General features: G+C 71.7%; 14 protein-coding genes. 5 read left to right on the top strand and 9 right to left on the bottom strand.

Annotated elements, in window-relative coordinates:
• Position 1 precedes the first annotated feature (1 nt).
• Positions 2-1,288, top strand: coding sequence for an MFS transporter (locus EV376_RS22435; RefSeq protein ID WP_486482916.1), 1,287 nt, complete (start codon positions 2-4; stop codon positions 1,286-1,288).
• Between the two features lie 162 nt (positions 1,289-1,450).
• On the opposite strand, the gene EV376_RS22430 is transcribed toward EV376_RS22435, so the two are convergent.
• Positions 1,451-2,095 carry a dihydrofolate reductase family protein gene (locus tag EV376_RS22430; protein WP_130326247.1) on the bottom strand — a complete coding sequence of 215 codons (645 nt, stop codon included), beginning with the start codon at positions 2,093-2,095 and terminating at the stop codon, positions 1,451-1,453.
• A gap of 144 nt (positions 2,096-2,239) precedes the next feature.
• Here EV376_RS22430 and EV376_RS30310 point away from each other — a divergent pair, with 144 nt between their 5' ends.
• The 3 genes from EV376_RS30310 (at position 2,240) to EV376_RS22420 (ending at position 3,992) form a co-directional block, all read left to right on the top strand.
• Entirely contained in the window at positions 2,240-2,416 is a 177-nt protein-coding gene (locus EV376_RS30310) for an SRPBCC family protein (RefSeq protein WP_165438052.1), read from the top strand.
• Positions 2,413-3,021 (top strand): TetR/AcrR family transcriptional regulator, encoded by a 609-nt coding sequence (locus EV376_RS22425; RefSeq protein ID WP_130326245.1) that lies wholly within the window; start codon positions 2,413-2,415, stop codon positions 3,019-3,021. Before EV376_RS30310 ends, EV376_RS22425 begins: the two co-directional genes overlap by 4 nt.
• A 155-nt stretch (positions 3,022-3,176) precedes the next feature.
• Positions 3,177-3,992 (top strand): SAM-dependent methyltransferase, encoded by an 816-nt coding sequence (locus tag EV376_RS22420; protein WP_130326243.1) that lies wholly within the window; start codon positions 3,177-3,179, stop codon positions 3,990-3,992.
• 78 nt (positions 3,993-4,070) lie between these two features.
• Here EV376_RS22420 and EV376_RS22415 read toward each other — a convergent pair whose 3' ends face one another.
• The 3 genes from EV376_RS22415 to EV376_RS22405 all read right to left on the bottom strand — a co-directional run bounded on the left by EV376_RS22415 (position 4,071) and on the right by EV376_RS22405 (position 6,488).
• Positions 4,071-5,513 carry a M20/M25/M40 family metallo-hydrolase gene (locus EV376_RS22415; RefSeq protein ID WP_130326241.1) on the bottom strand — a complete coding sequence of 481 codons (1,443 nt, stop codon included), beginning with the start codon at positions 5,511-5,513 and terminating at the stop codon, positions 4,071-4,073.
• 148 nt (positions 5,514-5,661) lie between these two features.
• Positions 5,662-6,144, bottom strand: coding sequence for an SRPBCC family protein (locus EV376_RS22410; protein WP_130326239.1), 483 nt, complete (start codon positions 6,142-6,144; stop codon positions 5,662-5,664).
• Positions 6,144-6,488 carry a metalloregulator ArsR/SmtB family transcription factor gene (locus EV376_RS22405; RefSeq protein ID WP_165438051.1) on the bottom strand — a complete coding sequence of 115 codons (345 nt, stop codon included), beginning with the start codon at positions 6,486-6,488 and terminating at the stop codon, positions 6,144-6,146. The genes EV376_RS22410 and EV376_RS22405 overlap by 1 nt, the downstream gene beginning before the upstream one ends.
• Positions 6,489-6,643: 155 nt before the next feature.
• Between EV376_RS22405 and EV376_RS22400 the strand changes: the two genes are divergently transcribed.
• Positions 6,644-7,033: a PPOX class F420-dependent oxidoreductase gene (locus tag EV376_RS22400; RefSeq protein ID WP_130326237.1), complete on the top strand. Its 390-nt coding sequence runs from the start codon at positions 6,644-6,646 to the stop codon at positions 7,031-7,033.
• Positions 7,034-7,114: 81 nt separating this feature from the next.
• Here the strand turns inward: EV376_RS22400 and EV376_RS22395 are convergent, their stop codons facing one another.
• The 5 genes from EV376_RS22395 to EV376_RS22375 are packed head-to-tail and all read right to left on the bottom strand — an operon-like array spanning position 7,115 to position 12,954.
• The gene (locus tag EV376_RS22395; RefSeq protein ID WP_130326235.1) at positions 7,115-8,071 is read right to left on the bottom strand and encodes an LLM class flavin-dependent oxidoreductase; all 957 of its coding nucleotides are present in this window, start codon (positions 8,069-8,071) and stop codon (positions 7,115-7,117) included.
• Entirely contained in the window at positions 8,068-9,327 is a 1,260-nt protein-coding gene (locus EV376_RS22390; protein ID WP_207228298.1) for a pyridoxal-phosphate dependent enzyme, read from the bottom strand. The genes EV376_RS22395 and EV376_RS22390 overlap by 4 nt, the downstream gene beginning before the upstream one ends.
• Positions 9,324-10,574: a M24 family metallopeptidase gene (locus EV376_RS22385; RefSeq protein ID WP_130326233.1), complete on the bottom strand. Its 1,251-nt coding sequence runs from the start codon at positions 10,572-10,574 to the stop codon at positions 9,324-9,326. Before EV376_RS22385 ends, EV376_RS22390 begins: the two co-directional genes overlap by 4 nt.
• Entirely contained in the window at positions 10,571-11,587 is a 1,017-nt protein-coding gene (locus EV376_RS22380) for an LLM class flavin-dependent oxidoreductase (RefSeq protein ID WP_165438050.1), read from the bottom strand. Before EV376_RS22380 ends, EV376_RS22385 begins: the two co-directional genes overlap by 4 nt.
• Positions 11,587-12,954: a cytosine permease gene (locus EV376_RS22375; protein ID WP_130326229.1), complete on the bottom strand. Its 1,368-nt coding sequence runs from the start codon at positions 12,952-12,954 to the stop codon at positions 11,587-11,589. The genes EV376_RS22380 and EV376_RS22375 overlap by 1 nt, the downstream gene beginning before the upstream one ends.
• Positions 12,955-12,962: the final 8 nt, after the last annotated feature.

The raw sequence follows: 12,962 nt of genomic DNA, 5'->3' as shown, positions 1-12,962 counted from the left end.
GGTGGAGACGCCCGCACCAGAAGCTGATCGTTGGCACCCGAGGAAACTCCTGCCGCCGCGCGGCGCCGCCCGCCCACTCACCGTGCTGGTGCTCACGCAGACCACCGGGTTCGGCCTGCTGACCGTCCTCAGCGTGGTCTATGTCACCAAGTTCGTCGGCCTGTCGGCGACGCAGGTCGGTCTGGCCCTGAGCATCGCGGCCGGTCTCGGCCTCGCCACGGGAATTCCGGCGGGGTACCTGACCGACCGCGTCCGACCGCGCTTCCTGCTCGCCGTCTTCCTGGCGCTGCAGGGGGTGGCGGTGCTGGGCTACCTGGTGGTGGACAGCTTCCTGGTCTTCGTCGTGGTCAACGGCGCCTACCAGATGGCGGACCGGGCCGAGAGCGCGGTGCGCGGCGGGTTCATCGCGAAGGCGGTGCCGGCGGAGGACCAGGTCCGGGTACGCGGATACCTGCGCGCCGTCGCCAACATCGGGTTCGGCCTCGGCGCTCTGCTGGCCGGCGTGGCGCTCACCTTCGACAGCCGCGCGGCGTTCCGGACGACCATCGTGGTCGCCGCGGTCGGTTACCTGCTGGCCGCGCTCGCCGTGCGTTGGGCGCCCAGCGTGGCAGCGGTCGAGAAGGAGATGCGGATCCCCTCCCGGAAGGCGCTGCGGGACTGGCCGTACCTGTCCTTCCTCGCGCTGAACGCCGTGCTCAGCTTCCACTACTCGGTGCTCGAGGTCGGAATGCCGCTCTGGGTCACGCTGCACACCGACGCGCCGCCCTGGATGGTGACCGTTCTCTTCCTGATCAACACGTCGTGCGTCGTGGCGTTCCAGGTCGTGGTGGGTACGAAGGCGGACACCATCACCACCGCGAAGCGGGCCACCGTCGTGTCCGGTGGCGTGCTGGCGGTGTGCTGTGTGGTCTTCGGCGTCGCCGGTGAGGTGGTCGCCGTCGCGGCCGTGGCGCTGCTGCTGGCCGCCGGGCTGCTCCACGTGCTGGGCGAGATGCTTCAGACGGCCGCGTCGTGGACGTTGGCGTTCGAGTTGGCTCCGCACCATGCCCAGGGGCAGTACCAGGGGATGTTCAGCACCAGCACCTCCGCCGGTCTGATGGTTGGCTCCTCCGTGGTGACGATCGTCGCGATCAACAACGGTCTGGTCGGTTGGTTGATTCTCGGTGGGTTGTTCCTGGTGACCGCACTGCTGGTGCCGCCGGCGGTGCGGGCGGCGGAGCGAGGTCCGGCGTGGGTGGTCCGCGGGCGGCCGGCCGAGGCGGTGCCGGAGGCCTCCCTGCAGGGCTGAGCCGGCGTCCGTCCGCGCGTTCGGCCGGAGGCCGAGGCCCGCCCCTGGATCACCCGGGCGGGCCTTCGGCCGGCGTCGCCTTCGTAGGCCTCGGCGCTCTGGACGACCTTCCCGCCGAGGTGCCGGGTCGGTGGCCGCGTCGTGGCCCCGGTAGGGCCGGCTTCAGCCGTCTCGCCCGGCGCCCCGATCGGGTGCGCTCATGTCCCCTGTCCCGGGCGTGCCATCGGCGAGCCCGTAGCGCAGGTACACGGTGCCCTTCGGACCGGCTGCCGGAGGTTCGAGGAGCGCCAGGTTGGTGGGCACCGCGCCACCGTCGAAGACCTTCTTGCCGACGCCGAGCACGATCGGGTGCACCCAGAGATCCAGCCGGTCGAAGAGCTTCTCGCGCAGGAGGGTCTGCACAAGATTCAGGCTCCCGACGACCTTCACGTTCTCGTGCCGGTCACGGATCTCGCGCACCGCGCCGGCCAGATCTGGGCCGAGCTGGGTGGACCCGGCCCACGAGAGGTCGGGCCTGCCGCGGGAGGCCACGTACTTCGGGATGCTGTTGAACAGCGTGGCGATCTGGTTGTCCTGGCCGCCCTCCTGGTGCGGCCAGTAGGCGGCGAAGATGTCATACGTGCGCCGGCCGAGCAGGAGAGCGTCGGTGCCCTCGTACGCGGCAGCGACCTGGGCCCCGGAGACCTCGTCCAGCAGGGGCGCCTGCCAGCCACCGAACGGGAAGCCCACCGGGTCCTCGTCGGGCCCGCCGGGCGCCTGCCCGACGAGGTCCAGGGTCGCGAACAGCTCGATGTGAATGAGGCCCATGCCTTACTCCCGATGGTCGGTTGTCTCGGTCGCGAGGTAGACCGGCGGCCGCCGGCGGACTCATCGCTGCGACGGCACCCGGCTTCGTACTCGTCGACCGCCTCGCCTACAGCATGGTCAGCATGGGAGACCCGTTCCCCCGGCGTGCGGACCTCCGGCTTCCACCGGCTGGCCACCAACCCGGACGGCAGCACGCAGATCACCGTCGGCGTCGACCAGACCGGCCCGCTCGCTGGACTCCTCGACCTGCTGATGGGCGCCAGGACCCGCCGGTTCCTGGCGCTGGAGGCCGCCGGGCTGAAGGCTGCCAGCGAGGAATGAGCGCCGCCCGCGAGGCACTCCTGGCCCGGTGTGTGGCCTACCTGCAGGAGAAGGGCTTCAGTGACCTGAGCCTCCGGGAGATCGCCGCGGGGGTCGGCACCAGCCACCGCATGCTCATCTATCACTTCGGCACCCGGGAGCAGTTGCTCGTCGCAATCGTCGAGCGGGTCGAGGCGGCTCAGCGGGAGGCGCTGGCGGACCTGGTCTCGCTCGACGGCGACCTGGCCGAGGTGGGCCGGCAGTTCTGGCGCCGGATGACCGATCCGGCGCTGGCGCCGGCGACCCGCCTGTTCTTCGAGATCTACTCGCACACCATCTACCGGCGCCCGTGGACGGACTCGTTCCGGACCACGGTCGTCGCGGCCTGGGCCGAGCCGCTGGCCGACCTGCTCGTCCAGCGAGGTTTCCCGCCGGCCGAGGCGCGGCGGCGGGCCAGACTGGGCCTGGCCGCCACCCGCGGGCTGATCCTGGACCTGCTGGTCACCGGCGAGCGGGAGATCCTCGACGCCGCCAGCGACCTGCTGTCGGACCTGCTGGTTCAGCCGGCAACCGGCACCGCCGGCGTCGGACCGGGCGCGGGACGACCGCCACCGCGGCTGCGCTGAACCCGTCCTGCCCGTGGCACCGGCGATGCCATCCGGCGCTGCCGGCGGGCCGCTGCTGACGCCCGAGCGGGCGAGCGCCGGGATCCCGACGTGGCGCCAGAGCCGGTAAGGTCTCGGATCGTCGCAAGTGGACGCAACGGGAGGGAAGGGGCGGCATGACTGGTGCGAGTGGCGGCGGCGAGGCGAAGCCGGCGACCGCGGCCCGGATCTACGACTACTACCTCGGCGGTACCCACAACTTCCCGGCCGACCAGGAGGCCGCGCAGGCGATGCTGCAGGTGCTGCCGTTGGGGCCGCAACTGGCCAGGACGAACCGGGCGTTCCTGCGGCGTGCCGTGCGGTACCTCGCCGAGTCCGGGGTGCGTCAGTTCCTCGATGTCGGCTCGGGCATCCCCACCGTGGGCAACGTCCACGAGGTCGTCCAGCAGGTCCAGCCCGACGCGCGCGTCGTCTACGTGGACATCGACCCGGTGGCGGTCGCGGAGAGCCTGGAGCTGCTCGAGGGCAACCAGCAGGCGACCGCGGTCAACGGTGACCTGCGCGACCCCCAGTCGATCCTCGCGCATCCGCAGGTCGCGGCGATGCTCGACTTCGATCGGCCGATCGGTCTGCTGCTGGGCGCGGTCCTGCACTTCGTGGCCGATGACGAGCTCGCGTACGACGCGGTCGCGCAGCTACGGGGTGCGCTGGTGCCCGGAAGTCACCTGCTGGTGTCCCACGCGACGGCGGACGAAGCGCCACACGACCAGGACGAGCTCGACGTTGCCCGTGACATCTACCGGCGCCAGACCACCACGCCGCTCGGCCTGCGCACCAGGTCCCAGATCGAGCGCTTCTTCACCGGGCTCGACCTGGTCGAGCCGGGCGTGGTGTGGCTACCGCAGTGGCGACCGGCCCCGGACGACCCGAAGTACTTCACCGACGACCCGAAACTCAGCGCCGGCCTCGGGGGAGTCGGGCGGGTCCGCTAGTCGCACCGAACCGGACCGACGAGTTCGCGCAGCCCACGACCGGGCCCGGCCGTGGCGGCCGGGCCCGGTCGACGGTGGTCAGCTACCGGGCCGGGGGAATGCCACCGGGCTGCGCAGTCCGTCCCGCCCCACCGCCCGGACGCCGAAGAACACGTTGTCCTTCGACAGGTCGATGGTCACCTGTGTCACGTCACCCACCGGGATGACCTTCTGCCACTCGGCGGCCGTGGTCTCCCGCCAGAGCACCTCGTAGCCGGCCAGGTCGGGCTCGTCGCCGCGCTGCCAGCGCAGGGTGGTGTTGTTGGTGAGGTCCGTCGTGACGATGATGGTGCCCTGCGGCGTGCCGGGCGCCTGAGCGAGCGACCAGAGCGCCGCGCCGTTGACCCGGGCCACCCGGGTGATGTAGCCGAAGTCGCAGAACTCCGGCAGGTCGCCGTACTGCTTGCCGTCGACCACGCGCACGTCCTGGTGCTGGTGGGCGAAGTCCTCGTTCGGCTCGGTGAACCGGGCCGCCGGCCAGCCCTGCTCCAGGAAGGAGATGTGGTCGCTGCCGCGCAGGTAGCGGTCCCGGCGGTAGATCACCCGGACGTCCATGCCGGTCGCGCCGTTGTCGGCCACGTCCTTGACGAAGCGGGCGAGTTGCCGGGACGGGGAATCGTTCTCGCCGCCGACCGACCGGCGGATGTTCGCCTCGGCCGGGGTCTCCGCCGTGGGCACGCCTTCGGCGAACAGCCGTACGGTACGCGGGTCACGGGTGCCGTCGTCGGCCGTGCTGCTGCCCACAATGTCGTTGCTGAACATGCTCTGCACGTCGGCGCCGGCCGCCTTGAGCTGGCGGGCGAGGTGGCCGGAGCCGTAGAGACCCTGCTCCTCGCCGGCCACGGCGGCGAACACGATCGTCGCCGCGGTGCGCCGCGTGGCCATGACCCGGGCCAGTTCCATCACCACCGCCACGCCGGACGCGTCGTCGTCCGCCCCGGGCGCGTCGCTGGTGGCGTCCATGACGTCCGTGGCCCGGGAGTCGTAGTGGCCGGTCACCACGTAGGTGCGGTTCGGCGACGTCTCCCCGCGCAGGGTCGCCACCACGTTGGTGATCACGGTCGGCACCGGGATCCGCGATGCCGGCTGCTGGACGTACGACTGGAGTTCGACGGTCATCCGGCCGCCGGAGGCGGCGGCGTACTCCCGCATCCGGTCGTAGATCCAGTCCCGGGCCGCGCCGATGCCACGGTCGGGGTCGTCCTGGCTGGAGAGGGTGTGCCGGGTGCCGAACGCGGCCAGCCGGCGGACGATCGCCTCGATCCGGTGCTGGTCGACGGACCGGAGCAGGTCACGCAGTTCGCGGTCCGGCGGCTGGGGACGTACGGGATGGCCGGGGCCGGGCGGACTGGCGCCGGCGGCCGTGGCCGGTCCGGCGAGCGCGGGTACGGCAACGGTGGCGGCGGTGGCTGTGGTGGCGGCGGTCAGGAAGGTGCGGCGGGTGGGCCTCGTGGGCCGGGCGCCGCTGTCGTCAGTTCCCATGACCGCATCCTCGCCATCGATGCCCATGGCTGTCTACATCGATCGACCTGGATCGTGTGCCCGGGCGTCCGCCCGGCGGCGGTGGCGGGCATGGAGCGCCGCCATCCGCACCGCCGACCGGCCCGGGGCGGCGGTGCGGATGGTGCCATCAGCCTGCCGTACCGAAAAGGGCGGCGTAGCGGTTCAGGTAGAGCGGCCATCCCTCGTCGTCGGCGACGCCGTCGCGGACCGACTCCCAGCCGGGGCCGTGCCGGTCGAGGCGGCGGTGTTCCAGTTCCACCCGGGTGCGCTGCGGGGTTTCGGCGACGAATCGCACCTCGACCTCGCTGGTGTTGTCGAGTTCGGTCTCGACCTGCCACCGGGGGCTGATGTCCCAGCTGAAGACGACCCGGTCCGGCGGGTCGTAGGCGAGCACGCGGGCCCAGCGGCACTCGGTGCCGTCGACACCGCGGTCGTAGATGTGGCCGCCGACCCTGGGCTCGAAGACGGTCTCGGCGATCGCCGCGCCGAGCAGGTTGTGCTCCTTGGGCTTGAAGTCGCCGAACCGCTCGATGAAAACGGAGAACGCGCTTTCGAGTGGTGCGTCGACGACGATCTGTCGCCGCACCACGACATCTGCTGCCTGGGTCATCATTTCTCCTCGGTCGGTCGTTCGATGACGTCCTGGTAGCCGTCGAGCGCGCGCTTCCAGAACGTGTCCAGTTGGTCTCGCAGGGCGGCGACCCCCGCCGGGTTGAGCCGGTAGACCCGGCGGGTGCCGGCGGTGCGGTCGGTGACCAGGCCGGCCTGCTTGAGCACCTTCAGGTGCTGGGACACCGCGGGACGGCTGATCGGCAGTTCCTCGGCGATCTCGCCGACGGCCCGGGGTCGCTCGGCCAGGAACGCGACGATGGCGCGCCGGGTGGGGTCGCCCAGGGCGTCCCAGCCGGCACCAGTCCGGTAAGTAGCCACGAACGGTAAGCTACGACTTACCAAAGCTGGAAGTCAAGGCCGACCGGCTGGCGGTGCCGGAGTCCCGGCCCGCCGGCGGCCGACCGGGGTGGGCCCGTCCGCCGGGAGGGCGGGTCGCCTTGACCTCAAGTGGGGTTCACGCTTCATGCTGGTGGCGTCAACTGTCGAGGAGGTAAACCATGGCGGTCTTCACCGACGACGAGCTCGCCTACCTGCGGGGACAGCGCCTGGGCCGGCTGGCCACGGTCCGTGCGGACGGGACCGTGCAGAACAACCCGGTCGGGTTCGGCTACAACGAGCGGCTCCAGACGATCGACATCGGCGGCCGCAACATGGCCGCGAGCCGGAAGTTCCGTAACGTCGCCGCCGGATCCAAGGTGTCGTTCGTGGTCGACGACATCGCCTCCCTCGATCCGTGGCGGGTCCGCTGCCTCGAGATCCGGGGCGACGCCGAGGCGGTGACCGACCCGACCGACTCCGCCTCGCACGTGGACGGGCCGATCATCCGCATACATCCCCGTCGCATCATCAGCTTCGGACTCGACGCCGACCGCTCGGCAGCACGCTGAGGCCCTCCCGAGAGACCGATCGGAGCCTCTCGTTGCGGTGACGACGGCGCAGGCCAGGCCGAGCGACCCGGCGCGACGCGGCTACCGGGCCCGCACCACCGCCTCCGCCACGCGCAGGGTCTCCTCCGCCTCGGTGGCCGGGTCGTCCCGCACCACCGCGACGTCCAGCCCGGCCTCCTCGAAACGGTCGAAAGCCCGGGCCGCGTCGACCACGGTCCCGGCGGCCACCAGGGCGTCCAACAGCTCGTCGGTGACGAGATCGGTACGGGGCACCCCGCGCCGCCAACCGTCGCGCAGGCTGGCCGCCGCCTCAGGGCTCACGCCCGCCAGGCGCGTGATCATGTGATCGCCGTGCACGCCGAGGAAGCGCGCCACCATGGGCCGGATCCGGTCCCGCGCGGCCGCCGGATCCTCGTCGACCGCGATTCCCACGTAGGCCGACAGCTCCAGATCCGGACCGACCTGCTCCCGTACCCACCGCACGTACTCCGGGCCGGCGAGGATGGACAGCAGCAGGCCGTCTGCCAGCTTGCCGCCCCGCGCGATCGCCCGCGGGCCCTTGACGCCGAGCACGACCGGCGGGTCGGGGCGCACCGGTGTGAAGGACAGCCGGGCGTCCACCCGGAAGAACTCGCCATTGAAGCGCACCGGTGCGCCGGTGAGGAGTTGCCGTAGCACGGTCACCGCCTCAAGGGTGCGGGCGAGCGGCCGGTCGAACGGGATCCCGAGCTGGTCGGACATCCAGTGCTCGTTGCTCGCGCCCAGTCCGAGCACGGCGCGTCCACCGCTGATCTCGTCCAGCGTGGCGAACTCCATCGCGGTCAGCGCGGGATGCCTCGTCCACGGGTTCACCACTCCGATGCCGACGCGGACCCGTGAGGTGGCCGCCGCGACCGCCCCGGCGAGCGCGAACGCGCCCCGCTCCAGGTAGTCCTCGGTCAACCACACGTCGTCGAATCCGGCTGCCTCCGCCGCGATGGCGGCCCGCACCGCGCCGGCGGAGTCGCGGTGCCCGGAGATGGAGAAGGCCAACCTCATGTCGTGGTCCTCGCCGCGAGCGCGTCGTCCAGCGCCTCGACCGACGGTGGGATCACCGTGACGTCCGGCAGCCGGGCGGACGTCGCGCCCACGTCCTTCAGCCCGGTGGACGTGCCGATGAGCACGACCGTGTCCCGGTGGCCCACCACGCCGGCCGCGGCCGCCCGGCTCAGCGCGACGGCCGCCGTCACACTCGAGGCCTCCAGGTACACGCCGGCCTCCCGGGCGAGCTGCAGCTGGGTCGCGATGATCTCCTCGTCGTCGGGGGTCGCGAATGCCGCGCCGCCGCTCGCCCTGAGCGCCGCGAGGCTCTGCTGGGTTCCGAACGGGGAGGCGGTGGAGAACGCCACGGACGGCTGCACGGGCACCGGGCCGGCGACGGCCGCTCCCGACGCGAGCGCGGCGGCCAGGGGCCCGAACGGTTCGGCCGCGATGAGGCGGGGGACCCGGTCGATCACTCCGATGGCGGCCAGGTCGGCGAACCCCCGACCGATGCCGGCGAGCCCGTCGCCGTAGGCGACCGGCACGACCACCACGTCCGGCGCCTGAGGAAGCTGTTCCACCAGCTCGTACGCGATGGTCTTGTAGCCGTCGACGCCGTACGGGTTGGACCCCGCCGGGGGGTTCGCGAACCCCGACATGGCCATCCACCCGCGGGCGGCAACGAGCTCCCGCATGAGTGACCACCGGTCAGCCGGCCGCCGCAGCGCGACCACGTCGGCGCCGTACGACTGCATCAGGGTCTTCATCGTCGACGGAACCGAGGCCAGCGTGAGCACGACGCAGCGGAGCCCCGCGCGGGCCGCGTAGGCGGCGACGGCCGCGCCGTGGTTGCCGGTGCTGGCCACCACCACGGTGCCGGTGCCGACCTCGACGGCCTTGCTCACCGCGACCGCCGCCAGCCGGTCCTTGTAGGACCAGGTGGGGTTGCGGCTCTCGTCCTTCACGAACACCGCCCGCACCCCGCAGCGCTCGGCCAGGTGGGGAAGGTCGACAACCGGCGTGCCGCCCTCGCCGAGGCTCACCGGCCGGGTGTCCGGGGCGAGCGGCAGCATCGCGCGGTACCGGAACAGGCCCGGCTGCGCCGGATCGACCGGCAGGTGATCCAGCCCGGTGAGGTCGAGCACCGGCAGGACGTTCGCGGGTACGCCGGTATCGGCGCAGTGCGGGCAGCCGGAGCCGACCAGGGCGATTGCGGGGTCGCGATAGCGGCGGTCGCAGCGTACGCAGGCCAGTTGTCCGTCGTAGCGGCTCACGCGGGCACCACCGCCAGCTCGCGGTCGCCGGAGCAGAGCATCTCGATCCCGGTCCGGGTCACCGCCACGGTGTCCTCCACCATCATGCCGCCCCAACCCAGCTCGTAGTACGGCGTCTCGAAGCAGAACGTCATCCCGGCCTCAAGTGGCACGTCGATGTCCGGGGCGATCACCGGCGGCTCGTAGATGGACAGGCCGATGCCGTGGCCGCAGTGCTGCCGACGGTAGCTCGGCACGTGCGCTCCGGTCGCCTCGAATCCCGCCCGGAACAGCTCCGCGGCGGTCACCCCTGGGCGCGCCAGCTCGAGCTGCGCCTGCTCGCCCGCGTGCACGGCGGCGTACACCCGCCGCTGGCGCTCGTCGGGTTCACCGAGCACGGCTGTGCGTCCGATGTCCGACCAGTAGCCCTCGACCACGCAACCGACGTCGAAGCGGGCCGCCTCGCCCGGCTGCCACCGCCGGTCGGTGGGCAGGGCGTCGGCGAGGGCGCCCCGCTCGCCCGTGGTGGCGACCACGAAACGGGGGTCCCCTCCGCCGGCCACCATCGTGCCGGCGATCACCGCCGCCAGCTCCCGCTCGGTGACGCCCGGTACCGCCGTCGCCAGCGCCGCGCGCACCGCCGACTCCGACAGCCGGGCGGCGTAGCGCAGCATCGCGACCTCCCCGGGAAGCTTGCCGGAACGGGCCGCCATCACCACCGCCGTGGCGTCGCCGGCGCCGGTGAGCACCTCGGCGAGTTCGGGGTGACCGGGCGCGGCCTCGAGGCCGAACCGGCTGCCGCCGGCGAGACGCCCGATCACCGACCGCAGCGCCGCGGGAAGGTCGGGGTGCCGGTCGGCCATCCGGGAGATCTCGACGAGGTCGTCGGTGACAGCCTGGCCGGCTTCCACGTAGAACCGCCCGAACGGCATCAGCCGGTCCACGGCGACACCCCAGTCCGCCGCCGCCGGCGCGTCCGCGGCGGCGCACACCACCCACAGGTCGTCCCCGGTGACGACGGCGGCGATCCGGTGGGAGCGGAACACCTGGCCCGGCACACTGCGGTACCCGGTGACGTAGTGCACGCTCTCGGGCTGGGTCAACACGAGCGCGTCGTAGGGCGCGCCGGCCAGAACGGCGCGCAGCCGTGCCAGCCGCTCCCGGGCGAGCACCCGGTGGTCGACGTCCGGCCACGGCGGCAGCTCGACGTCCGGAAGCGCGCGGGTGAGCGCGTCAGCCACCGGCCGTCCGCTCGACACCGTTGTCATGACGACACCCCGACCGGCGCGATGACGTCCTCGCTGAACTGTGTCATCGCATCGATGGTCTCCTCGACGGAGTCGGCCGCGAACAACAGTGCCGCCATGGTGGTCACCCCGGCCTCCCGATACGCCTCGACCTGTTCCGCGACGTCCTGCGGCGTGCCGATGAGGTTGCGGGAGAAGAGGTCGTCGACGCCCTGATCCTTGAGGGTGGTCCTGGACAGGGACAGCAGGTGGCGGAATATCTGCGAGGACTCGAACCGGCGGCGGGCCTGCTCCCGCGTCGGGGCGACACTGACACCCACCTGCAACGCGATCTCGAAGTCGCCCGGAAGCCGGCGACCGTGCTGCTCGGCCTCGTCGCGGATCAGCCGCGCGCCGGCCCGCACCTCACCGTCCGACAGGCAGGCGGGCAACCAGCCATCGGCCAACCGCGCCGCCCGGGAGCGGGATCCCGCCGAATTGCCGCCCGACAGCAGGGGCAGTCGTCCCCGGAACGGCTTCGGGTAGCTCTCCACGTCCTCGAACGCGACCCACTTGCCGTGGTAGCTGGCGCTGCGTTCGGTGAACAGCAGCCGCAGCGCCGAGATGGCTTCCTCCGCGTGCTGCCCGCGGTGCAGCCGCGTCCCGGGATGCATCGCCTCGAACTCCTCACGGTAGGCGCCGATGCCGACGCCGAGCACCGCCCGGCCGTGTGACAGCTGGTCCAGCGTCGCCGCCTGCTTGGCGGCCACGGCGGGGTGCCGGAAGGGCAGCACCATGATCGCGGTACCCAACCGGATGCGGGTGGTCACCGCCGCGACATAGCTGAGGTACGCGAACACGTCGTAATAGCGGGGCGGCTGGTCGAAGTCGGCGCGCACGTATCGCTGAGTGGTCACGTGGTCGTTGCCCCAGACGGAGTCGAATCCCAGGCGCTCCGCCGCGCGGGCCAGTTCCACAGCCTGGTCGATGTCGGCGTACGGCACCGTGTACATCAGTCCCTCGGTGCCGGTCGGCACTCCCAACCCGAACCGCATCATGCCTCCACAGCGTCCACGTCACGGTTGTCAGCGGGAGCGCCGCCACCAGCGCCCCCCACGCGTCGAACCACCAAGCCGACCAGCGCGTACAGGACGAACCCGGCGACCAGGCCCTCGATAGCGTTCGCCAGGAGGAAGTCGCCGTACCAGGCGATCAGCGCGGCGGCGATCCAGCAGGCCACCGCCTCCCAGCGGATGGCCGGCATGTCCTTGAGGACCCGGGCGTCGTCGCTGCGGCGGTGCAGGACCCAGAAGTGGGCGATGAGCAGGCCCGCGAACGGAGGCACGACGACTCCGATCACGCTGAGGAACCTGCCGAACTGGTCGGCGAGGCCGAGGAACGCGATCCCGACGGCGATCACGACCGCCACGACGGTCCAGACCGGCTTGGCGAGCCGCAGCTTCAGCAGGTTCGAGGCCGACGTGAAGGCGAGCGACGCCGAGTAGATGTTGTTGTCCGCGGTGTTCCACAGGGCGAGGAACAGCAGGACCGCGGCGGGCGCCAGCAGGCCGAGGCCCTGCATGACGACGACGAAGTTGCTCTGGCCGACCTTCATCGCCGAGACGGTCGCGATCGTCTCGAACAGGCCCACGCCGACGACGAAGCTCAGGAAGCAGGAGATGACCACGTCACGCGCGCGCAACGCGTAGCGCTGCACGTCCGACACGAGGGCCGCTCCGGTGATCCAGGTCGCGACGACGAAACTCACCGCCGCCGGGAATCCGATCGCGGCGGCCGGCTGCGCGGTGAACACCTCGCCGAAGCCCCCATCGAGGTTTCCGATGCGCACGAGCGCGAAGATTCCGATCGCCACCTGCACCGGAACCGCGATCGCGGAGAACCGGTGCAGTCCCTTGAAGCCGAAGATCGCCGTCGTGAGGATGGCGAGCGCGAACGCGACGACGAACACCGACGACGGGATGGCCGGGATCAGGTGGTTCACCGCCCCGCCCCAGGTGTCCATGAGCACGCCGATGAAGCCCATGGCCACGACGCCGAGCACGATGGAGACCAGCACCGAGCCGGCGGTGCCGAATACCGCACGCGACGAGAGGTAGCTGGTCAGCCCGGTGCGGAAGCCGATGATGCCGATCAGCGAGGCCACGACGGCGAGGACCAGGTTGCCGACAGCGATGGCGGCCATGCCCTCACCGAACGTGGTGCCCGCGCCGATGACGCCGCCGACGAGGAAACTGCTGACGCTGATGTTCCAACCCACCTGCACCATGATCAGCTGGAGGAGGGGCTTACGCCGCGACTGGGGGACCGGTTCCAGCGCATGGTCTTCCATGGCCTCGGTGATGTTGCCCTCGGTCGTACGGGCCTGTGGTTCGTTCGTGCGGATCGGTTCCTTGACGGACATCGCACTCT

The organism is Micromonospora sp. CNZ295, from assembly GCF_004217535.1.
The sequence above is the reverse complement of the archived record's forward strand: the minus strand, read 5'-3'. Positions and strand labels throughout refer to the sequence as shown.

What these genes read in the sequence shown, in the direction of transcription:
- EV376_RS22380 (WP_165438050.1), bottom strand. Translation starts at nt 11,587, where the DNA reads ATGCGGTTCGGGTTGGGAGTGCCGACCGGCACCGAGGGACTGATGTAC.
- EV376_RS22385 (WP_130326233.1), bottom strand. Translation starts at nt 10,574, where the DNA reads ATGACAACGGTGTCGAGCGGACGGCCGGTGGCTGACGCGCTCACCCGC.
- EV376_RS22400 (WP_130326237.1), top strand. Translation starts at nt 6,644, where the DNA reads ATGGCGGTCTTCACCGACGACGAGCTCGCCTACCTGCGGGGACAGCGC.
- EV376_RS22425 (WP_130326245.1), top strand. Translation starts at nt 2,413, where the DNA reads ATGAGCGCCGCCCGCGAGGCACTCCTGGCCCGGTGTGTGGCCTACCTG.
- EV376_RS22415 (WP_130326241.1), bottom strand. Translation starts at nt 5,513, where the DNA reads ATGGGAACTGACGACAGCGGCGCCCGGCCCACGAGGCCCACCCGCCGC.
- EV376_RS22395 (WP_130326235.1), bottom strand. Translation starts at nt 8,071, where the DNA reads ATGAGGTTGGCCTTCTCCATCTCCGGGCACCGCGACTCCGCCGGCGCG.
- EV376_RS22410 (WP_130326239.1), bottom strand. Translation starts at nt 6,144, where the DNA reads ATGACCCAGGCAGCAGATGTCGTGGTGCGGCGACAGATCGTCGTCGAC.
- EV376_RS22420 (WP_130326243.1), top strand. Translation starts at nt 3,177, where the DNA reads ATGACTGGTGCGAGTGGCGGCGGCGAGGCGAAGCCGGCGACCGCGGCC.
- EV376_RS22430 (WP_130326247.1), bottom strand. Translation starts at nt 2,095, where the DNA reads ATGGGCCTCATTCACATCGAGCTGTTCGCGACCCTGGACCTCGTCGGG.
- EV376_RS22375 (WP_130326229.1), bottom strand. Translation starts at nt 12,954, where the DNA reads ATGTCCGTCAAGGAACCGATCCGCACGAACGAACCACAGGCCCGTACG.